This window comes from Streptomyces sp. NPDC057543 (assembly GCF_042801895.1).
Lineage (GTDB): Bacteria > Actinomycetota > Actinomycetes > Streptomycetales > Streptomycetaceae > Streptomyces.
In genome coordinates, this window is sequence record NZ_JBHVFF010000156.1 from 1 (window position 1) to 20158 (window position 20158).

The window sequence follows — 20158 nt, forward strand, 5'->3', positions numbered from 1 at the left end:
GTCGCCGAGGTGCACAAAGGCGTCGAGAAACCCGGTCCAGGAGTTCACCTCGAACAAAAGGTCCGGCAGGTCGATCTTCGGGAGCATCCTCTCGACCCGCTTGCGCAGCCAGGTCATGGACTTCGGCTCGCCGAGCGCGCCCAGCTTGTCGACGTTCAACTTCACCCGCCCGAGCGTTATCGGGCCCGCCTGAGCTCAGGGGGCACCACGCGCGGTGTTCGGCGCGGGCCACCAGGCCGCGTCCGAGATCGGGGTCGCCGGTGAGCCGGTGAGCCGGGGGACGACGTCGGTGACCATGGAGATCTCGCCTCTTTCGATCGCCTGGTACCACGAGATCCAGGTCTCGATCTGTTCCCCGCTCATGCCCAGTCGCCATCGCCGCGCGAAGGCTTCCTCAAGGGTCTCGGGTTCGAAGCGGTAGGGCCGGCCGACTGCCGCGGCGATCCGGGTGACCGCTTCGTCGAGGGTCAGAGCCTCGGGCCCGGTGATCTCCAGGGTCGCGCCGTCGTGCTCGGAGCGGGGACCCTCGTCGAGAGCGACGGCCGTGATCACGTCGGCGATGTCCTCGTGGGTGACGAAGGCGGCCCGGCCGGTGCTCGCGGGGCCGCTCACGACGAACTCATCGTCGGCGAGGGCGGCCGGCGTCGACGTGTAGAAGCCCGCCCGGAGCACCGTGTGGCGGATCCCGGCCCCTGCCAGGAACTGTTCGGTCGCCCACTGGTCGCGGGCGTTGATGTAGGTGGCGACGGGTGCCGCACTGACGAGGGACACATACAGGACCCGGTTCACGCCGACCGCGATCGCGGCCTCTACCACGGTGGCGTGTTCCTCCAGTCGGCGCCCCGTGCGGTGTCCGGAGACCAGGACGAGGGTCGACGCGCCCTCAAGCGCCTTGCGCATGGCGGAGGCATCGGCGTAGGCGGCCGGACCGCGCCGCTGGGCGCCTGGCAGTTCGGGCATCCGGTCGGGGCTACGTCCGACGAGGAGCTGGGGGACGCCGTGACCGGCGAGTCGGGCCGCGATCCGGCCGCCCAGCGCCCCGGTCACCCCAGTGACCGCCACCGTCTCGTGGTTCTTCTCGGACATGGGTTTCCCTCCGTCCGGGGCCGCCGTGATCGCGGAACCCCTTCATCCGATTGTGTCCAGGGAAAGGCAATGCTCTTTCGGTTGGATCCTCCGGCTCCGTGATGGCGTGGTGGTTCACCACCACGAGCGTGCCCCGGGCCGCCAGGAGCCGCGAGGTGGCCGCCCCCCCTGCAGCAGCCTTCCACCAGCCAGCAGCGTCAGCGACGCCGCGCCATACTGCACCGACCGCACCGTGACCGCCCGATCAGGACCCCCGTTCGACCGGATCGGCGCAGCGAGCCGCGGCAGTGAGGTGCCCTACCGGAAGACTCAGCCTGCCAGGTCCGGATCGTTGGGGTGCGGCTGCAAGGCGGTGATCACCGCGGTCGTCCAGGGCCACTGGGGCATGCTTCCGAGGACCTTCTCACGCAACTCCGCCTTGTCGTCGGCGCGCCGTACGCCGATGACGCGGGGCTCCCCGACCGTGCGCCACAGCGGGGACCTCTCTTGCTTCCTCGAGTGTTTCTTCGGGAGAGGCAGGGCTTCGCGGCTGTGAGCTGGGGACCTCCAGGCGGACGTCGTAGCTACGGTTGCGGTGCGGTAGAACTCGTCTGCGGTGAAAGTGGCAGGGACACCGAGTTCGGCGGCGACCGCTGTGATCGCGTTGACGCAGATGGAGAGGTCGACTCGGCCGTCGGTGGTGAACTGCGTTGCGATGTACGCCTCATAGTGGGCTCGGACTTCATCCTCGGTGTGTCGGCCGAGGAACGTCTGCAGGTACCGCACCGTGGTGTCGGGGTCGTTCGGATCACCTGCAGGGCGCGCCGGTGCGATCGGCCCCCAGGCGCAGCAGGTCGAACGCCACGAAATGGGCCGGCCACTGCGCTGCCAGCCTGTCCGCCCCGGCAGGGGTGCGGCTCAGCCGGCCCTGCAGCCGCCCGAACGCCACCAGGTCCCCGTCCAGGCAGACGTCTGCTGGGAGGGCGGCCGCCGCCGCGGCGATCTCGGGGAACGCGGCCGTCATGTCGGTGCCGCACCGGGAACGGATCACCACCCGCCCTCGGCGTACCGGGCCACCATGGCCCGGTAGCCGTCCCACTTCGGCTCCGCCGCGAAGCCCCTGGGCAGCGCCGGGATGCTCACGGCCTCGGCGAGTATCGGCTCGGGCAGCGTCCAGTCCATGACCGACATCTACCACCGCGCGGAGTACGATCATCGGTGCCCCGCCCGTACAGTCACGGGCTGGTGAAGGACCTGGCTGGCAACGGCCGGACGGTGGAGGGCGGCAGGTCGCGGCCAGCCTCCGAGTCCTCGGGGTCGTCGGGGGCGTCTTCCTGACGCAGGACGAAGTCGTCCAGCAGACGGTGCAGGGGCTGTCCCTGCCTGGTCAGGCCCAGTGTGCGCAGCCGGGTCAGGACGCGTCTGGTGTCCCTGACGGTGTTGAACTGCGTGCAGGCGGAGATGTCCCCGCGTCGGTGGAGGAAGCCCAGCCGGTGGAGGAAGGCGGTGATGTCGTCGCGGCCGAGAAGAGGAGGAGTGGCGCCGTGGTCGTCCCGGCCCGGATGCAGACTTTCGGAGAGGCGGGTGAGGGCCTTGAGGTGACGCCGGACGGTGGGGTTTTGCCGCTCGTCCCCCGACGCCGGGGGAGGTCGTCCAAGGCCCAGGTCTTGGCTCCCACCCTCAGCCAGGGCTGGGTGATTCCGGTGAAAGAGAAGGTTCCCCCGAGGCCGAAGACGCTCGCGTCCCAGATGTCCTTGCGGCGCTCGGTCTCCGGGCTCAGACCGAAGCGGCACAGGTGCTTGAGGAACCCCCTGGCCTGCGTCCGGTCGGAGCGGGTCAGGACGGTGAAAGCTATCCATCTGCCTCGGAGACCCAGTGACGAGCCCAAATGCGTTACGACTCGACCGGTGCGGAAGCGCTGGTGGGAGCCAGTCTTTCCCTGATCGGCAGTTTCAGGTGGAGTCTGTACCCGCCGTCGGCTGTGGCCCCGGCAGCGATGGTGCCGCCGAGGAGCTCAGCGCGTTGGCGTAGCCCGGCGAGGCCGTGATGGGCGCTGGGCAGGGGGAGCGCTGGCCGGGTGGGGGCGGTATTGGTGATGGCGGTGTGGATGGCGCTGTCCCTGTGGTGGACGCATACCCTCGCCGTTGCGCCGGGGGCGTGTTTGCGGACGTTGGTCAGGGCTTCCTGGACGGTCCGGTAGACGGCGCGTTGGACGGGGGGCGGCAGGCCTTCGGGCAGGTCCGTCTCCAGCTCCGCGTCGATGCCGCTCCCTCCGACCAGTTGCTGCAGATCGGCAAGAGAAGGCTGGGGAGTGAGCTCCGTGGGGCGGCTGCCCGAGGCGCGCAGCACGCTGACCATGTGCCGCAGTTCGTCCAGGGTCTGGACGCTGAGCCGTCGGATCGTGGCCGCGGCCTTTTTGGTCTCGGCGTCTTGGCTGCCCACTTGGAGTACTCCGGCCTGCACAGCGATGAGGCTGACCTGGTGGGAGACCACGTCGTGCATCTCCCGGGCAAGTTGTGCGCGTTCCTTCGCCAGGACGCTCTGGGCGGTGAGCAGCCGTTCGTGTTCACGGGCGTCGGAGATCTCGGCGAGCCGCTGGGACAGTTCGCGTCGGGCCTGTACGAGCTGGCCCAGGAAGACGGGGGCCACTGCAGTGGCCAGGGTGTACGTGAGGTGGACCAGGTTGTGGGTCTGGGCGAGGTCGGCGGTCCTCAGAGACGACCACGGCCACGGCAGGAAGTCGTTGATCGCGTAGGCCAGGGCGCAGCCGGCCAGCAGGACACGGTGGCGGCTGAGTGAGGAGAGCGTGTAGAGCGCGGCCATCGTTGCGAACACCGAGTCGGTGACCAGGGCGGTAGGAAGCGTGAGCACGAAGGTCGTCAGTGGCAGACGGCGACGCACCGCGAGGGCCAGCGCGGCGAGCAGAGCGCAGGCCATGGCCGCGTGCTCCTCGACGTGGACGTTGACCCATGCGTCTGCCAGCGAGGCCCCGACGAGGGCGGTGTCCAGCAGCGGAGCCGGCGGGCGTCGGAGGTTCATCGCGTGTCCCCGTCCCGCGGTGGAGCGAGGAGACCTGCGCGTTCGGCGATCAGGGCCGCCTGGACGCGGCTGCTGACCTGCAGCTTGCTTAATACGGTACTGACGTGGCCTTTGACAGTGCCGGTGCTCAGATGCATCCGTTCACCGATGTCGGTGTTGGCGAGTCCTTCCGCCATGAGTATGAGGACGGCACGCTCGCGCTCGGTCAGCCGGGCGGCGAGGCGGGCGGCGGGGGGCTCGTGCGTGCCCTTGTCGAGGTAGGCGTCCACCACGGTGCGAGTGATCTTGGACGACAGCACGGTCCCGCCGTCTGCCAGGGTTCGCACGAGGTGAGGAAGGTGCTCAGGATCGGTGTCCTTGAGCAGAAATCCGGCGGCACCTGAGCGCAGGGCGGTCGCCACGTACTCGTCGGTGTCGAACGTGGTGAGCATGGCCACTACCGGGGGGTCCGGAATGCGGCGGAGGTTGGCCAGAATGGTGAGCCCGTCCACGTCGGGCATCCGGATGTCCAGCAGGACGACGTCAGGGCGGAGTTCCCGCACCGCCGACACAGCCTGGCCGCCGGAAACCGCCGCCACGACCTCGATGTCGTCCACCGTGTTGAGAATGTGTGTGAAGCCCATGCGGATGAGGGCTTCGTCGTCGACTACCAGTACCCGGATCACGTGCGCTCCGCTCGTCGCATGCCGCCGATTGATCCGTACCACGCCAGGAGCCGTCCGTCCGCCGGGTAGATGCGTTTCGCGACAGCCGGGGATGCGGTTCCAGCCGGTCGGCCGGTCAACTTCGGCCGGTCGGCAGGGTGCCTTCGGAAAGCCGCCGGGGTGGCTGGGGCGGGCGGTCGGTGAAACCTCAAGGCATGACACAGAACGCATTGTTGATCGAACCGGCACAGGTGTCACGTGAGCTTGAGGCGGATCACTCGTCCAGCGCGAGCATCGCGCCGTCGACGGGCAGAGTGATCGGCATCGATCTGGTCCGCGGGCTCGCGGTCTTCGGGATGTACTCCGCCCATGTCGGCCCCGACGTGACAGTGGGCGGGCCGGTGGGGTTCCTGCTAGAGGTGGCGCGGGGCCGTTCCTCCGCCCTCTTCGCGTTGCTCGCGGGCTTCTCGCTGATCCTTATCACCGGCCGTCCGCATCCGCGGACGGGGCGCTCTGGCCGTCAGGCGGTGGTCAGAATCGTGATCCGTGCCGTCGTCCTGGCAGCGCTCGGCTACGCCCTGACCGCCCTGGACACCGGGGTCGACGTGATCCTCAGCTTCTACGGGCCGCTTTTCCTGATCGCCCTCCCGCTGTACCGGTTGCGGGCAAGGACGCTCGCACTCATCGCTGTCGCTGGTGTGCTGGTCCTGCCTCAAGTCCTGTACGTGATAAGGAAGTCGATCGAAGAAGGGAACTGGGCCGACGCCATCACTGCACGGGATCCGCTGGCCTGGATCAGCGGCACGGACGGCTTCGTCGAGTTGCTGTTCACGGGGGAGTATCCGGTTCTCACTTGGATGCCGTTCCTGATCGCGGGTATGGCGGTGGCCCGGCTCGACCTCATTCGCACTGGCATCCGATCCCGGCTGGCTCTGACCGGCGGGGCGCTCGCCGTGCTCGGCTACGGAGGCTCCTGGCTGGCCCTGCGCCTGGTCCCACACGCTCATTCCGCCGTCGTGGCCGCCACGAATGGCGGTTCGGCGTCGTCTGCGTGGTGGTCCGACACCGTCGGTGAACCCGGGGACCACACGCCGCTCGCCTGGCTGCTGGTGGCCGCACCGCATAGCCAGACGACCTTCTCCATCCTCGGCAACACGGGCATCGCCCTCGTAGTGGTGGCCGCGTGCCTGACTGTCGCCGACCGCCTGCCACGCCTCACACGCCTGGCCGCACCCATTGCGGCAGTCGGCACGACGGCGCTAACTGTCTACGTCCTGCACATCGTCGCCCTCTGGTTCTTCACCAATGTCTGGCACGTGGCCGCGATCGAGGACCAGACCCTGTCCGCCCTGCCCGTACTCCTCGGCTTCATCGCTGCCGCCGCGCTCCTGGCGACCGTCTGGACCCGTCTGTTCCGGCGTGGCCCCCTGGAGTACCTGCTCCACATCGCCACCCGGCCCGCCCAGCACATCAAGTGAGACGGTGGCTGTGCAGGGTCAGGGCCGCCCAGCGACGTTACCGAGCCGTGACCGTAGAGCCGACCGGCATGGCTGCAGCTGGGACCAGGGCCTCACTATCGACTGGGGCGTTCGCTGGGCCCAGTCACCAATCTTCGTCAGGTGTCGTCGGAGGCTTTTGCACCTGGAACAGGGCTGAGGCGCCGTCGCCCGGCAGCGGGATATAGCCGAGTTCATCGATCACTAGTGCTGTGACCGCGTAGGTTCGCCGGGTTGGGTTGGGTCAAGCCGCCGTTTTCAAAGATCGCACTCTGACCGGAGCCCGGTGTCAGAGCCTCCCGGTAGCGTGTCGGCAACCAGATCCGACTCCTATCCGGGAGAACCACCGTGGACATCCTGCTCATCGCTGGCTTGTGGCTCGACGGATCCGCATGGGACGACGTCGTGCCCGAACTCGACGCGCTCGGCCACCATCCCGTGCCGCTCACCCTCCCAGGCCAGGGCGACGGCGCCGCCTCCGCAACGCTTGATGACCAGTTGGCAGCAGTGCTTGCCGCAGTTGACGCGGCGCCCGGAAAGCCCCTGGTGGTAGGGCACTCCGCAGCATCGACCCTGGCCTGGCTGGCCGCTGACGCGCGACCGGAGAAGGTGGCCAAGGTCGCCCTGATCGGCGGCTTCCCCGCCGCCGACGGGCGGCCCTACGCCGATCACTTCGCGATCGAGGGCGGCGCCATGCCCTTCCCGGGCTGGGATCCCTTTGAAACCGCGGACACCGCCGACCTGGACCAGCAGACCCGGGACCGCATCGCGTCCGCCGCCCTTCCAGTCCCCGAGGCAGTCGCCACGGGAGTCGTACGCCTGACCAACGAGCGCCGCTTCGACGTCCCCGTTGTGGTTGTCTGCCCCGAGTTCACCCCCACCCAGGCCAAGGAGTGGATCGCCTCCGGTGAGAGTCCTGAGCTCGCCCGCGCTACCCACCTTGAGTACGTGGACCTCGACTCGGGCCACTGGCCGATGGCCACCCGCCCCCGCGAACTCGCCCGCGTCCTGGCAAAGGCCGCCAACTCCTAGCGGTGCCGGGTTGGGCAGTCAGGTTGCGCTCGTTAGTGGTCTGCCGCCTCGGATCCGCAGCCTGACCAACCCGCCATGGCACCAGCAGCCGAGCGGGGACAAAGTGCCGTACGGGTAATCCGGATGCCGAATGAAGCCTCAGCGCCGCGCGTGACGGATTATCAACCGTCCGAATTCCATGGCCCCGGAGATTCGGATCTTCGGCCCGCCGGGGCGGGAACGCCGCCGGATCTTGTAGCGCAGGTCCTTCCATCCCGTGCGCAGACCCTCGACGTCAACGATCGCGTCGCGAGGCACTGTGATCTTGGCCCCGCCGGCGCCGAGTAGCAGCTCGATGTCGACGACCGGATACTCGATGACCGCCCGGGACAGATCCAGGCGCACCCTTCCGAATGCGGACTCCACCTTGAGGATCCGAGGCACCCGCCATACGCCGCGCCGCTGGATCCGTCCGCCGGCGGCGGCGATCGTTGACGTGGCATCCGGACTCCCCTCCGGAAGCGAGGCCATAGCCGACGCGAGCTCGCCATGCGTATTTGCGGTGAGCACCTGGTCGAGACGTTCGTCCATCTCCTCGTGCGAGATGCGCTCAGAGGCGTATGCCTCCTGCAGGCGCTGCACGGCCGTCTCGCGGTCGTCTTCGCTGAGCAGTGGCAACCGATCTTCCTGCGGAGAGGTCACCGTTTCACTCTAGTGCCGCCCCGACGATGTGAACGTGCCAAGACCCTGAGCGGGCAAGGCATTTGATAAGGAGGCCGACGGCTCACCACCATGACCTTGGTCGCTCAACCCGGCGAACCTATGCGGTCACAGCACTAGCAGCTTTCTGGCGCGGTCGAAGTCGGGACTGTCTGTCGTGCTCGCGGCCGTTCGGCGAACGTACACCCTGGCAGCCAGCACGATGGCCTGAGCGTCCTCGGCGGCCAGGGCGTGACGATCGGAATTCCCTCTCAGGCAGTGACATCCTGACCACGTTCACGTTGGTCGGCATCACGTCCGCCCCGCGCAGTGATCGACTGGTCGAGTCCGTCCATCGTGCGCAGGAACGCAGCGTTCAGATCGACGTCGTACCGGTGCGCGAGGATCAGCACAGACCACAGGCAGTCCGCGAGTTCGTGCTCAAGAGCGGCACGGCCGCCCGGCATGCCACGGGCTCCTTCCTGTGCCATGACGATCTTTGCCAGATCGCCGACGTCCCCGACGAAGCCGAGCATGAACTCCTCACGTGTCCACGTCCGGCCGCGTTCTCTCAGGTTCAGCTCGTCGTAGAGGTCATGGATGTGCAGGGCGCGGCGCTGGAGTTCGTTGAGGTCCATGCCTCAGCCTTTCCCTGTCCCCCCGGTGCAACCTTGGCCCCGATCGCGCTGTCCAGGGATTGCGGTGGTCCGGGTCGGGGAGCCGCCCATGATTGCGCAGGATGGGGGCGCGTACGGTGCACCGACGATGCGCCGCGCTCCCCCTCGCGGGTGCACCCCATCGCCGGTGACAATCAGCCCGTGCTCCCCCGGTGCGCACCAGCCGCATCAGGAGCGCGGCACATTGTGGTGCACTCAGCGGCCAGCTTCTCGCCTTTGGTATGGCACGGTCGTAGCGCAGCGGGACGCGGGGGATCTTCCGCTCCCCTGTCACATCTGCCGCACGGCGAAATGACACCACCGCCTGGCAGCAGCCTCGGTTTCCCTCGCCGGCCTGCACAGCATCGTGACGGTGGAGGACCTGTCCGCCCATGGCCCCGACGAGACCTCGTGGAAGATAGCCCGAGCTACATCGGAGCAGTTGCTCACAGTGGATTTCGGCAGCCCCTCCCCCGCCTTCCGTGAACGAATCAGGACAGTACTCGGCGATGGTGTCGATATTGACGCGCGATGGCCCCACCCCCTCGGATAACCTCGCCGACTCCCGCACGAAAAGCATTGGACCCTCTCGGATGACACAAGCCAGTGTGCGGATCTTGATCCGCGATGCCCGTTACCGGATGTTCTGGCTCGGCCAGGCCACCAGCACCCTCGGGAATCAGCTCACCATCGTCGTCCTTCCGGCGCTGGTGGTGCCCAGCAGAGGCGTCGGCACGTTCGGTCTGCTGCTCGCCGTCGAGTCCGCGGTCATGGGTGTGCTGCTCCTGCTCGGAGGGGTCATCGCCGACCGCTACTCCCGCAGCGTGGTCATGGCGGCAGCCGATGTCTTCCGCATCGTCGGCGTTGGCGGTTTTTTACTCTTCGCCTCGCATGGACCGATGGCTGCTTTGCTCGCCGCCGCGGCTCTCACCGGCGCCGGCACAGCGCTGTACGAGCCGGCGCATCGCGCGGCACTGGCTCAGGTTGTCAGCGAAGACTTGCGGCAGCGCGCGAACGCCATAGATGCCGCCACCAAGCGGGTGGGCGGTCTGATCGGGGCCCTGCTGGCCGGTCTGCTGCTCTCAGGTGTCTCGGGGCCGCGCACGCTCCTGATCGACATGCTGACTTTTGTGATCAGCCTGGTGACCCTGGTGTGGCTGCGGCTGCCGCGCATCCACGTCGCGCATGAGCAGCAGGAGCAGGGGCTACGCGCGGTGTTCGCCGAGGCGAAGACCGGGCTGGTCGAGGTGCGGCGCCGTCCATGGGTGGCAGCGCTGATGCTGCAGGGCACGGCCCAGGTGTTCTTCCTGTTCGGCCCGAACTTCGTCCTGGTGCCGATGGTCAGCCAGGAGCGCTACGGCATCCAAGCGTTCGGCTGGGTGAGTGCCGCCATGTTCGCCGGCTCCGTGCTCGGATCCGTGATCGGCGCCAGGATCACCTCCAAGCGCCCCGGCCTGTGGGCGATGAACGCGCTGGCGCCGTGTCTGCTGACGCCGGTGTGCCTGATGGTCGAAGTCCCACTGTGGGGATTCTGTCTGGCGGTTGCGGCCGGTTCTGTCGGCGTCGGCTGCTTCATGGTGCTGTGGTACAGCTCGCTGCAAAACGAGTTCCCCGACGAGGTCCAGGGCCGGGTCTTCGCCCTGGAGGCCCTGGCCAGCTTCGGCCTGCAGCCCGTCGCTCTGGCCGCTGCTCCCCTGCTGGTCGCCCTCATGGGAATCACACCGTTCGCGATTATTGCAGTGATCGTTCTGCTGACGTCCACCTATGCCGTACTCATGGTGCCGGGTACCGTCCAGCTTGCGTCACCCGCAACAGTCAAGGACCGACTCGACCACAGGGCAACGATCCCGACTTCGTGAGGAGCACCCAAGACGTGGCCCAGCTTCGCTGCACCGGCATCACCCATGCGTACGGCGGTCTCACCGTCCTGGACGGGGCGGACCTGTCGGTCTCGGCAGGGGAACGCGTGGGCATCGTCGCCCCGAACGGCACAGGCAAGTCAACCCTGCTGCGGATAGCCGGCGGTGACCTGGCTCCGGACAGCGGGACCGTAACCCGGGCGCCGGTGACTGCAACCGTCATCCGTCTGGCCCAAGAAAGGGACATGCACGACGGCGAGCCGCTGGGTGACTATCTCGCCCGCCGTACCGGTGTCGCCCAGGCGCAGAAGGACCTGGACGCCACCACCCGGTTGCTGGAGGAGCAACTGCCTGGCGCAGACCATGCTTACGTCGAGGCCTGGGACAGGTGGCTCGCCCTGGGAGGAGCCGACCTTCCCGAACGCGCCGCTGACGTTACGGCCGACCTCGGACTGCGGCTCGACGCCAGAGCCACCTGCGAGCTGTCCGGTGGACAACGCGCACGACTGGCGCTGGCCGCCGTGCTGCTGGCTCAACCGGATATCCTGCTGCTGGACGAGCCGACCAACGATCTGGACGACGACGGGTTGTCCCGGCTGGAGCTCCATGTCCAGCACAGTCGGGCGGGCATCGCGCTGATCAGCCACGACCGTGCCTTCCTGGCGGCAACGGTGGACAAGGTCGTGGAACTGGACGAGTTCACCCGCCGTACCAGCGAGTTCGGCGGTGGTTGGGACAGCTTCGTCACGGAGCGTGCCGCCGCCCGGCAGCGGGCTGTCGAGGCCTACGCGGCCTATGAGGCCACCCGGCAGCAGCTGACCGGCACGGCCCGCACGCAGCGGGAGTGGGCCCGTCAGGGCGCGGCTCGTGCGGTCAATCCGCGGCGGCAGCCCGATGGGGACAAGTTCCGCAAGGCGTCCCGGCTCGCTGGTGCGCAGAACACCGGTGCGGCAGCTGCCAAGGCCGACCGTGCCGTCCAGCGGCTTGATGCCGCCGCACCTGAGCAGGTGAGGGAGGCATGGCGACTGCAGTTCACGATCGCCGAGGCCGGCGCCCCGTCCGGGACCGCATTGTCGCTGCACGGGGCAGTCGTGCGGCGCGGATCGTGCCATCTCGGGCCCCTGGATCTTGAGGTCGGCTTCGGTGAGCGGGTGAGGATCGCCGGTCACAACGGCAGCGGCAAGACGACGCTGCTGAGCGCCCTGCTCGGTCGTCTGCGGTTGGCGAAGGGCACGCAGCACATCAGCTCCGCTGCCCGCTTGGGCGAGGTCGATCAGACACGAGCCCTACTGGACTGCGAACGGTCCACCGCCGACGTCGTGGGCGACGCCACCGGCATGGACACCACCGAGACCCGTACACTCCTGGCCAAATTCCGGCTTGGCCAGGACCTGGCGCTGCGGCCGGCATCGTCGCTGTCGCCGGGCGAACGCACCCGCGCCGGTCTCGCACTTCTGCAGGCACAAGGTGTCAACTGCCTGATACTCGACGAGCCCACCAACCACCTGGACATCGAAGCGGTGGAACAGCTCGAACAAGCGGTGGCCTCCTTCACCGGCACGCTGCTGCTGATCACGCACGACCGACGTCTGGCCGACGCCGTCCGCGTCGACCGCACCATCCGCGTCGACGACTACCGACGGCCGTGAGCTAAAGCTCTGCCGACTGCCGGCCTACCGGGCCAGGGCAAGGCGAACCATGTCCGCCTTGTTACGCACACCCGGCTTCGAACAGATCCGCTTCACATGGGTGTCGACCGTGTGCTGGTTGATGCTCAGAAGGCATTCCCAAACCGGACGTAGTGTCAAGTCTTCCCAGGTCAGGGGCAGGTTGCTCGTCGTTTAGGCATGCTAGGGCCGTCGGTTCAGGCTGGGGTATGGAGGTGGCGGATGCCGTCGGTGATCGCGGTGTTGGAGGAGCGTGAACGGCTTGCGCTTGTGCGGGCCGAGGAACTGCGGGCGGAGCTGGAGCGGGTCCAGGTGGCGGTGGCGGCTGCGGAGGAGGCCGCGCGCCGTGTGGTGATCGCTCGTGAGGAGCTCGTTGACGCGTTGGCGGAGACGACCGTTGAGGAGGTGCCGCCTCGGAGGGCGGTGGTGCCGGCCACCGGGAACGCTGGTGGGAAGGCGGACGTGGCGGGGTGGTGCGAGGGCTTGGAGGCAAAGGTTCTGCCCGAGGATTACGCCCGAATCGTGTCCCTGGTCCAGGAGGACGCCGGCCGGGGTGGTGACGGGGTGCGGGCGCGTGGGCTGCGGGAGGGCCTGGGCTGGGAGGCGAGTGATGCCCGTGAGCAGGCGGCTCGGTGGCGTGCGAAGCGGCTGGTGGAGCGGGGGTGGCTGACCGAGGTGCGGGCGGGGTTGTTCAGGCCGCGGCCGGGGTGGCCGGGCTGAGGCGGCAGGATGTCGGGGCGCCGCCTCGGGCGAGGCGGCGGGTGGCGGTGATGCTCGCTGCCCACCAGGTCAGGGCCTGGGCGCTGTCGGTGCGGGTTTCGTAGTCGCGGGCCAGGCGGCGGGAGCGGATCAGCCAGGCGAAGGTTCGTTCCACACTCCAGCGGCGTGGGAGCACGGTGAAGCCCGTGGTGTCGTCGGAGCGTTTGACGACGGTCAGGGCGAGGGCGAGTGCGGCGTGGGCAAAGGAGACGAGCCAGCCGGTGTAGCCGCTGTCGGCCCAGACCAGCCGGATGTGGCGGTGCCGTTCGCGCAGGGCCTTCAGCAGGTCGTGTCCGGCGTCGCGGTCGCTGACCGAGGCCGCCGTCACGATGACGGTCAGCAGGAAGCCGAGGGTGTCGGTGGCGATGTGCCGCTTGCGTCCGTTGATCTTCTTGCCGGCGTCGTAGCCGCGTGAGCGAGCGGGGACGGTCGCGTCACCCTTCACGGACTGCGAGTCGATGATCGCGGCACTCGGCTCGGCCTTCTTGCCAGCCACCTCGCGCAGGCGGGTGCGCAGCCGTGCGTAGAGTTCCCTGATCAGGTCGTTGTCGCGCCAGCGACGGAAGAAGCGGTAGACCGCCCGCCATGTCGGGAAGTCGCGCGGCATGCTCGCCCAACGCACACCTTCCCAGGCCAGGTAGCGCACGGCATCGATCAGCTGACGGTGGCAGTAGCCTTCCGGGCGTCCGCCGTGGCCCTCCATCCAGGCCGGGACGGGCAGCAGAGGACGGACCACCGCCCATTCCGCATCACTCATGTCGGAGTCGTAGCACCTTGCACGGTCCGGGTGATCGGCGGCATTTCCGAACCGGTGAGCGAGACAGTCACACCCCGGTGCACCGGAAGTGGACGCGGCAGGTACGGACACGACACAGTCGAACATCAGGGCCTCTTGTACTCGGTTGACTTCGACATCACCGAGATGTTCAAGAAGCCCTTCCACTATGCTCCGGCAGCCGTTGATCACCTGAAGGAGACCTGCCGGGACGGCAGTTCGACCGGACCTCGCGCTATCTGGGAATGCCCTCTGAGGCCACGTCAGCCGACTGTGTCGTAGCAGGCCCGGGCCCGGGTGAAACGGCCAGCGGCCAGGTCGTCCCGGCGAATCACCCAGTGGACCCTGCCCAGAAGATCACCGTAGTCCGCCCCGATCTCCGCGAGCAGCACCCAGTCGCCCGGGCCGCGGTCGTAGTCCGTGACGGGATCGTTGTTCCAGACCCAGGGGTAGCCGCCTATCTGCACCGATCCGCCCGTCTGTACATCGTCGGAGGTTTCCCACCACACCTCGCCCATCTCCTCACCGTGCGGGAACTCCTCGGTGTAGTCGCCGCGGTTGGGCAGCGAGGGATCGATCACCAGATAGAGATCATGGGCCGAGTGGACCTGCGGCGGCCACTCATCGCCCGGACCGCGTTTGGAGACTGGCCTGCCAACCGGGACATAGACGAGCCGGGACCAGTCGCGTCGTGTCCACGGGGTAGATTCAGATGTGTCCGCAAAGAAGAGCAGCGTGCCATCCTTCGGCAACGGGAGGTCCGTCGCGCCCGGTGGGATGGCCGCGAGGTCGACCGAGGCGAGGAACGGCAAGTCCGGCACGGGCTCGTCCTCGGGCATCGGCGGCAGCCCGCCGAGCCGTCCGACCATCGGGCCGTCGGTCGGCTCCCCTGCGCCCAGCATCGCGCACGGACGGACGGTTGCATCGAGCCACCGCTCGACCTCGTCCTGGGGTATGCCCTGGTCGCGGGCTAGGTCGCGGAACGGATCCATCGATCTCATATTCACAGAATATCCAGGGGCGATCATTGCCCGCCTACCAGGCGGCCGCACCGATCAATCCGGGTGGTCTCCGTTGCCACCCAGGTTCGCAACCATGCGCCACAGACCTGGCCGACAAGACAGTCACACGTCGGTGCACCGGAAGTGGACGAGGAAGGTGCGGAGCGACACAGCGGGACATCAGGGCCACTTGTCCTCGGCTGACTCGACACCACCGAGATGTTCAAGAGGCCCTGCTGCTATGCACGGCCGAGCCTTGATCGCCCGAACGAGTCCCGCTTGGACGACAGTTCGAGCAAGCCCCCTGCCTTCCGGTTTGGGAATCGCTTCTCAGGCCACGCGCGGCCTGAGCGTGGGTGAGTCCGACGGCGATGAAGTCCAGCGCCTGCAGCTCCCTTCGGAAAGTTCATCCCGGTCGGGCAGCGGTGACACAGGGCCGGCAGGGCGGCGGACTTTCCGTGCGGCGCCGTGCCCGGCCCTCACCAGGTCCGCCGGAGACGACCGGTCCGGCAGATAGTCATCGACCCCGGGCGTCACGCCGTGGGTTGACGACATGAGCAGGATCCGGGCGGCCAGCGGCAGGGCGCGCCTCGGGCCGTCGCCGGGGCGCTCCACTCCGTGCCGGAGTGCCAGTAGGCAAGGTTGCGCGACGAAAAACGGGTTGCAGGTGAAGATCGTGACGCGAATGCTTCCACCATGAAGATGCACGCCAACCAGCTGACGGTGTCACCTGAGACAGTGCGCACGTTGGTAGATCAGCAGTTTCCTGAGTGGCGGAGCCTGCCCGTCAGGAGCATCACTGCGCAGGGCACGGTCAACGCCATCTTCCGCATTGGCGATCGGTTCGCAGCTCGATTCCCTCTTGAGTCCGCAGACGTCGAGTCGACGCGGCGCTGGCTGGAGGCCGAAGCGGAAGCGGCTCGCGAGCTGGTAGGCCGCACGCGTTGCCTCACGCCCGAGCCGGTCGCGCTTGGTGAACCCGGGGCAGGTTACCCGCTTCCGTGGTCGGTGCAGACGTGGCTGCCCGGGATCGTGGCCATCAACGAGGACCCAGGCGAATCATCTACGTTTGCCCGCGACCTGGCCGATTTCATCGGCGACCTACGCGCGATCGACACGCGTGGCCGCACGTTTGCCGGCACAGGTCGAGGAGGCGACCTGCACTCCCATGACGCGTGGATGGAGACCTGTTTCAGGCACAGTGAGCAACTCCTGGATGTCCCTCGGCTTCGTCGCATCTGGGCAACATTGCGCGATCTGCCGCGAGGCGCAGCTGAGGACGTCATGGCCCATGGTGATCTGATTCCGGGCAACGTGCTCGTGTCCGCTGGTCGGCTTACGGGGATTCTTGACGTTGGCGGCTTCGGGCCGGCTGACCCTTCTCTGGATCTCGTGAGCGCGTGGCATTTGCTCGAGGCTGGGCCGCGGCAGGTGCTCCGCGATCACCTGGGTTGCGACGACCTGGAATGGGAGCGAGGCAAGGCGTGGGCTTTCGTTCAAGCGATGGGGTTGGTCTGGTACTACGTCGAAAGCAACCCGGTCATGAGTCGGATGGGTCAACGATCCTTGGAACGTGTCCTGGCGGACGAATCGCTCGCGTGACCGTTTCGCCTGGGCGTGACCGCTGACCGTCCTGATCGTGAGGTTGAGGCAGCCGACACGGGAAACCCCACGTCACGGACACCTACGCGACGCATCAGTCCAGGTCATCACTGATCCGGACACTCCGAAACTCGGTAAAGCGGACTTCGACCACATGATGCGGCTGAAATGGATCAAGCCCGCCCAGTCGATCGAGGTCCGTCTCAGGACGTCCCGGGCCGGGGCCGTCGACGTCACGCTCTACCGCGTCGCCGACGTCGACGCTCTGCCCACCACGCGCACCGAGGTCGACTGGAAGCAGCTGCGCACGGTCGAGAAAGACCAGCACTCCCCGGTCGCCTCGATGCGCCCGGCACCGGAGGCGGCACCGGTCCGAACCGGCAATCACCGGCGCGGCTGCACGCCGCCCTCTGCCCGGGAGGGGGCGAATGAGGAGGGACCTCTCTCTTTCCTGCAGAGAGACACCTCATGCGGCTTAGAGCACCTAACAGAAAGCCTGGTCGTAGCCACATCCCCTTCCTGGCTGAGTCGGCAGTGCTGTGGGAGGCGCTCGGGCCCGAGCTGCACGAGGCCGTACTGGCCGTCCGCCGCGCGGAGGCGGAGCTGTTCGCGATGTTCACCGACGCGGACGTCATCGAGGCCGTCCGCTGGCGGTATTGACTGGCTACTCCTCGGGCTCCCAGGCGATCAGCTGCTCGAACACCTGCTGGTCGCCCTCGATCTTCAGGTCGCTCAGCGTGAGGCGGCCCCAGACGAAAAGGAGCAGCTGCTCGGCCGTGCCCGTGGCCGAAGCGGAGGCGGGCGCGGCGTCGTCCTTGAGGGGTGCGGGCCAGGCGCCGGTGCCGTCCAGCGCGAGGAGCCAGGAGCGGCCCTCGGTGGCGTGGTAGTGGATGGTGGCGGCCTCGTGCGGCCAGGCCGCCGGGGTGGAGTTGCAGGTGTCGAGAAACTCGGCCACGCCGTCGATCGCGACGTCCGTCGGCATCGGCTGCACGGCGCCTGCGACGAGCTGGGCGTCGTAGGTGTGCACCAGCAGCTCGTGCACCCGGCGCCGGGCAACGCCCCAGGCATTCGCCGGCGATACGCCGGCGCCCCACCACGCCCAGCACTCACGCTCCGGGCCAGCCTCGCGCAGCGCACTCAGCAGCAGCTCGTTCGACTCGGCGTACCAGGCCAGCAGCGCCTCGAGCTCGCGCGGCACCTCCGCGGCATCCTTGGCCGGCGGAGCCTCGGCCGGGCCCGCGGCGACGATCGCGGCCCACCAGCGCTGGCCCGTACCCAGGTGCTGCACCAGATCGAACAACGTCCACTCGGGGCAGGATGGCACCGGCGCGTCAAGGCTGGGCGCGGCGGCAACCGCACTCCGGAACGCGGCCGACCGCTCGTCGATCAGTTGCAGCAGGGCGGAATACTCAAGACTCTCTGTCACATCGCTTACCTATCACCCCAGCTCAGCCGACTGCACCCTATTTTCCAGGCCGTCAGCTGCGGGAGTTAGAGCACCTAATGGAAAGCTTGGTCGTAGCCATATCCCCTTCCTGGCTGGCTCGTTGAAAGAGTCATGGGGAAGGGGAACGGTCCTCCGTGGATGGTGCCGGATGACCTGTGGGGGCGGATCGAGCCGTTGCTGCCGGTCAGGCAGCGGCGTCCGCGCCATCCCGGCCGGCTGCCACTGGACAACCGTGGTTGCCTGCAGGGCATCCTGTTCGTGCTGCACACCGGGATCCAGTGGGAGTGGCTGCCGCAGGAGCTCGGCTTCGGGTCCGGGATGACGTGCTGGCGCCGGCTGCGGGACTGGCACGAGGCCGGGGTGTGGGACCGGCTGCACCAGGTGCTGCTGACCGAGCTGCACCGTGCCGGGAAGCTGGACTGGTCCCGGGCGGTGATCGACGGCTCCCACCACCAGGCCCGTCGGGGCGGCCCAAAACCGAGCCGAGCCCGATCGACCGTGCCCGGCCCGGCTCGAAGCACCACGTCATCACCGACGCAGGCGGCACCCCGCTCGCCATCACCCTGACCGGTGGCAACCGCCACGACATCACCCAGCTGCTGCCCCTGCTCGACGCGATCCCGCGATCCGCGGAGTGACCGGTCGCCCCCGTCACCGGCCGCGGCAGTTGTTCGCCGACCGAGGCTACGACTTCGACAAGTACCGTCGGCTCCTGTGGAAGCGCGGCATCAAGCCGGTCATCGCCCGACGCGGAGTTCCGCACGGCTCCGGCCTGGGCTCGGTCCGCTGGGTAGTCGAGCGGACGAACGCGTGGAACCACGGCTTCCGACGGCTACGAATCCGCTGGGAGATCCGCGACGACATCCACGAGGCGTTCCTGAAGCTCGCCTGCTGTGTGATCACCTACAGGCGAGTCCAGGCATTGTGTTAGCTCCTCTTAGAAGCGATCCGGGCGGCAACCTGACAGAGCCGACTCAACGGTTCCTTCGACCAACTCCCGTGAGACCAGGCGTCCCACGGCCGCGGCGAGCGTGACCGCCGAGTGCATCACTGCCAAGTAGAGGCCGGGGACCTCGGCGACCGGGCCGACGATCGGCTCACCGTCAGCCGGCATCGGGCGCACTCCGAGTCGGGTGCTGAGCAGCTCGACGCTCCCGGTGCCATGGAAAGTGGACCGGACGGCGGCAAGGGTCCGTTCGGGCGAGTCCGCGGCGGCGATCAGCCTGTCCGCGGCGACTTGCCGCAGATCGAAGTCCTCGGTGTTGACCACGGTGCGGACCAGACCGGCCGGGGCGCGGAGCCGGAACAGCGGGCACGGCGACGGTTCGACCGGGACGCGCACGCCGAGCGGCGCGCCCAGCGCGGCCGTGGCAACTCCGGCCGCCAGCACCACCGTCGCACCGGAGAGGGGTCCTGATGTCGTCTCAACCCCGGTAATCTGGCCCGCTGTATCCCGGCGGACCGCGGTAACCGGCGTGTCTAGATGTACCCGAGCTCCATGGGTGCGAGCGCCCTCGACCAGCCGCTCGGTCACGCCCACCGAGGCAACAGCGCCGTCACCCGGCGCCCAGACAGCCCACTCCGGAGGCTGCCGAAGGGCGGGCTCGAGCATCGCCACGGTGGTCGCATCCACGATCATCTGCCCGGGCCCGGCGTCCGGCGCACTGTCCTGCCTGTTCCAGCTCAGCGAGCCGGACCAGGTCACCGGGAGTCCCGGCAACTCGGCCCCGAGTCGGTGGTACTCCGCTGTTGCGGTGGCCCGCAGCCCGGCGGCCGGACCTTTGAGCACGCCGGACGATCCGACCCAGGCGAACGAGTCCGCCGTCACGCCGGCGCCCGGCCGCCCGGCGTCGACCAACGTCACGGTGGCGCCCGCCCGGGCAGCGTGATAGGCCACCGATGCGCCGACAATGCCGGCGCCGACGATGACCAAGTCTCTACTCACCCGTGGGCTCAACACGTTCATGACCCTAACGTCCGCAGCGTCCGCCCGTAAACGAGATTTAGACGCGGGACACTAGGCCGCCCATCCGCAGAAGCCCGCCGGAGCCGAGCGCCTCGCCCGGATTGGCATTCCGTACCTGCTCTACCTCCGGGCCGGCCACGAGCTGGAGGATGCGCGGGAGTCAGTGCCGACGGCGGCCGCCGCGTCTCCGTCCGCAGCGGCGGCAAGACGCACATCCTCGGCATCGCGTACAGCGACATCGACGTCATCGAGTTCCTGCGACGGGCCGGGCTCGATGACCCGGGTCCCCTTCTCGACGACCCCTCATGGGTGGAATGGCGCGGGGGCCGACCACACGAGTGGGCCGCCACGTAGAAGGCTCCCCAGGGACCTCTCACGGCATCTAGTTGTCAAGCCGCGACGGCGAGAGGCAGCGGAAACGCCTGTCGTTCATCGAACATCGTGTGCGTGGTGATGCAGTGCCAGAGCTGGC

General features: G+C 68.2%; 20 protein-coding genes and 2 pseudogenes. 9 read left to right on the forward strand and 13 right to left on the reverse strand.

Features of this window, described 5'->3' with window-relative positions; translation table 11 throughout:
• Positions 1-195: 195 nt before the first annotated feature.
• From ACFU8Q_RS24315 to ACFU8Q_RS24340, 6 genes are all read right to left on the reverse strand, one after another.
• Positions 196-1086 carry an NAD(P)H-binding protein gene (locus ACFU8Q_RS24315; protein WP_384457393.1) on the reverse strand — a complete coding sequence of 297 codons (891 nt, stop codon included), beginning with the start codon at positions 1084-1086 and terminating at the stop codon, positions 196-198.
• A gap of 309 nt (positions 1087-1395) precedes the next feature.
• Positions 1396-1851, reverse strand: coding sequence for a muconolactone Delta-isomerase family protein (locus ACFU8Q_RS24320; RefSeq protein ID WP_384457395.1), 456 nt, complete (start codon positions 1849-1851; stop codon positions 1396-1398).
• Between the two features lie 22 nt (positions 1852-1873).
• A complete protein-coding gene (locus ACFU8Q_RS24325) occupies positions 1874-2119 on the reverse strand; it encodes a hypothetical protein (protein ID WP_384457397.1) in 246 nt (81 codons plus the stop codon).
• Positions 2113-2247: a hypothetical protein gene (locus ACFU8Q_RS24330; RefSeq protein WP_384457399.1), complete on the reverse strand. Its 135-nt coding sequence runs from the start codon at positions 2245-2247 to the stop codon at positions 2113-2115. The genes ACFU8Q_RS24325 and ACFU8Q_RS24330 overlap by 7 nt, the downstream gene beginning before the upstream one ends.
• Before the next feature lie 711 nt (positions 2248-2958).
• Positions 2959-4104: a sensor histidine kinase gene (locus ACFU8Q_RS24335; protein ID WP_384457401.1), complete on the reverse strand. Its 1146-nt coding sequence runs from the start codon at positions 4102-4104 to the stop codon at positions 2959-2961.
• Positions 4101-4769, reverse strand: a complete 669-nt coding sequence (locus ACFU8Q_RS24340; RefSeq protein ID WP_384457403.1) for a response regulator — start codon at positions 4767-4769, stop codon at positions 4101-4103. The genes ACFU8Q_RS24335 and ACFU8Q_RS24340 overlap by 4 nt, the downstream gene beginning before the upstream one ends.
• A 194-nt stretch (positions 4770-4963) precedes the next feature.
• Here ACFU8Q_RS24340 and ACFU8Q_RS24345 point away from each other — a divergent pair, with 194 nt between their 5' ends.
• Complete coding sequence (locus ACFU8Q_RS24345; protein WP_384457406.1) at positions 4964-6226, forward strand: DUF418 domain-containing protein; 1263 nt, start codon at positions 4964-4966, stop codon at positions 6224-6226.
• Between the two features lie 366 nt (positions 6227-6592).
• A complete protein-coding gene (locus ACFU8Q_RS24350) occupies positions 6593-7276 on the forward strand; it encodes an alpha/beta fold hydrolase (RefSeq protein WP_384457408.1) in 684 nt (227 codons plus the stop codon).
• 138 nt (positions 7277-7414) lie between these two features.
• Here the strand turns inward: ACFU8Q_RS24350 and ACFU8Q_RS24355 are convergent, their stop codons facing one another.
• Both ACFU8Q_RS24355 and ACFU8Q_RS24360 read right to left on the reverse strand, forming a co-directional pair.
• Positions 7415-7957, reverse strand: coding sequence for a DUF1707 domain-containing protein (locus ACFU8Q_RS24355; protein ID WP_384457410.1), 543 nt, complete (start codon positions 7955-7957; stop codon positions 7415-7417).
• Positions 7958-8226: 269 nt separating this feature from the next.
• Complete coding sequence (locus tag ACFU8Q_RS24360; RefSeq protein WP_384457412.1) at positions 8227-8592, reverse strand: nucleotide pyrophosphohydrolase; 366 nt, start codon at positions 8590-8592, stop codon at positions 8227-8229.
• Between the two features lie 626 nt (positions 8593-9218).
• Here ACFU8Q_RS24360 and ACFU8Q_RS24365 point away from each other — a divergent pair.
• From ACFU8Q_RS24365 to ACFU8Q_RS24375, 3 genes are all read left to right on the forward strand, one after another.
• Positions 9219-10469 (forward strand): MFS transporter, encoded by a 1251-nt coding sequence (locus ACFU8Q_RS24365; RefSeq protein WP_384457414.1) that lies wholly within the window; start codon positions 9219-9221, stop codon positions 10467-10469.
• 14 nt (positions 10470-10483) lie between these two features.
• Positions 10484-12118, forward strand: a complete 1635-nt coding sequence (locus ACFU8Q_RS24370; RefSeq protein ID WP_384457416.1) for an ABC-F family ATP-binding cassette domain-containing protein — start codon at positions 10484-10486, stop codon at positions 12116-12118.
• A 240-nt stretch (positions 12119-12358) separates the two neighbouring features.
• Positions 12359-12856: a hypothetical protein gene (locus ACFU8Q_RS24375; protein ID WP_384457418.1), complete on the forward strand. Its 498-nt coding sequence runs from the start codon at positions 12359-12361 to the stop codon at positions 12854-12856.
• Here the strand turns inward: ACFU8Q_RS24375 and ACFU8Q_RS24380 are convergent.
• Positions 12828-13652 carry an IS5 family transposase gene (locus tag ACFU8Q_RS24380; RefSeq protein WP_384457420.1) on the reverse strand — a complete coding sequence of 275 codons (825 nt, stop codon included), beginning with the start codon at positions 13650-13652 and terminating at the stop codon, positions 12828-12830. The genes ACFU8Q_RS24375 and ACFU8Q_RS24380 overlap by 29 nt on opposite strands.
• Before the next feature lie 281 nt (positions 13653-13933).
• Positions 13934-14671 carry a DUF1963 domain-containing protein gene (locus ACFU8Q_RS24385; RefSeq protein ID WP_384457422.1) on the reverse strand — a complete coding sequence of 246 codons (738 nt, stop codon included), beginning with the start codon at positions 14669-14671 and terminating at the stop codon, positions 13934-13936.
• 696 nt (positions 14672-15367) lie between these two features.
• Here ACFU8Q_RS24385 and ACFU8Q_RS24390 point away from each other — a divergent pair.
• Complete coding sequence (locus ACFU8Q_RS24390) at positions 15368-16273, forward strand: aminoglycoside phosphotransferase family protein (RefSeq protein WP_384457424.1); 906 nt, start codon at positions 15368-15370, stop codon at positions 16271-16273.
• A 94-nt stretch (positions 16274-16367) separates the two neighbouring features.
• On the opposite strand, the gene ACFU8Q_RS24395 is transcribed toward ACFU8Q_RS24390, so the two are convergent.
• Positions 16368-16601 (reverse strand): hypothetical protein, encoded by a 234-nt coding sequence (locus tag ACFU8Q_RS24395; RefSeq protein ID WP_384457426.1) that lies wholly within the window; start codon positions 16599-16601, stop codon positions 16368-16370.
• Between the two features lie 206 nt (positions 16602-16807).
• Here ACFU8Q_RS24395 and ACFU8Q_RS24400 point away from each other — a divergent pair, with 206 nt between their 5' ends.
• The gene (locus ACFU8Q_RS24400) at positions 16808-16933 is read left to right on the forward strand and encodes a hypothetical protein (RefSeq protein WP_384457428.1); all 126 of its coding nucleotides are present in this window, start codon (positions 16808-16810) and stop codon (positions 16931-16933) included.
• 4 nt (positions 16934-16937) lie between these two features.
• On the opposite strand, the gene ACFU8Q_RS24405 is transcribed toward ACFU8Q_RS24400, so the two are convergent.
• A complete protein-coding gene (locus ACFU8Q_RS24405) occupies positions 16938-17699 on the reverse strand; it encodes a maleylpyruvate isomerase family mycothiol-dependent enzyme (protein WP_384457430.1) in 762 nt (253 codons plus the stop codon).
• A gap of 159 nt (positions 17700-17858) precedes the next feature.
• On the opposite strand from ACFU8Q_RS24405, the pseudogene ACFU8Q_RS24410 reads away from it, so the two are divergent.
• Positions 17859-18651 (forward strand): annotated as a pseudogene (locus ACFU8Q_RS24410) (IS5 family transposase).
• 6 nt (positions 18652-18657) lie between these two features.
• Here the strand turns inward: ACFU8Q_RS24410 and ACFU8Q_RS24415 are convergent.
• Complete coding sequence (locus tag ACFU8Q_RS24415; RefSeq protein ID WP_384457432.1) at positions 18658-19665, reverse strand: NAD(P)/FAD-dependent oxidoreductase; 1008 nt, start codon at positions 19663-19665, stop codon at positions 18658-18660.
• A gap of 183 nt (positions 19666-19848) precedes the next feature.
• Between ACFU8Q_RS24415 and ACFU8Q_RS24420 the strand changes: the two are divergent.
• A pseudogene (locus tag ACFU8Q_RS24420) lies at positions 19849-20040 on the forward strand (hypothetical protein); the annotation flags it as partial.
• Between the last annotated feature and the right edge of the window lie 118 nt (positions 20041-20158).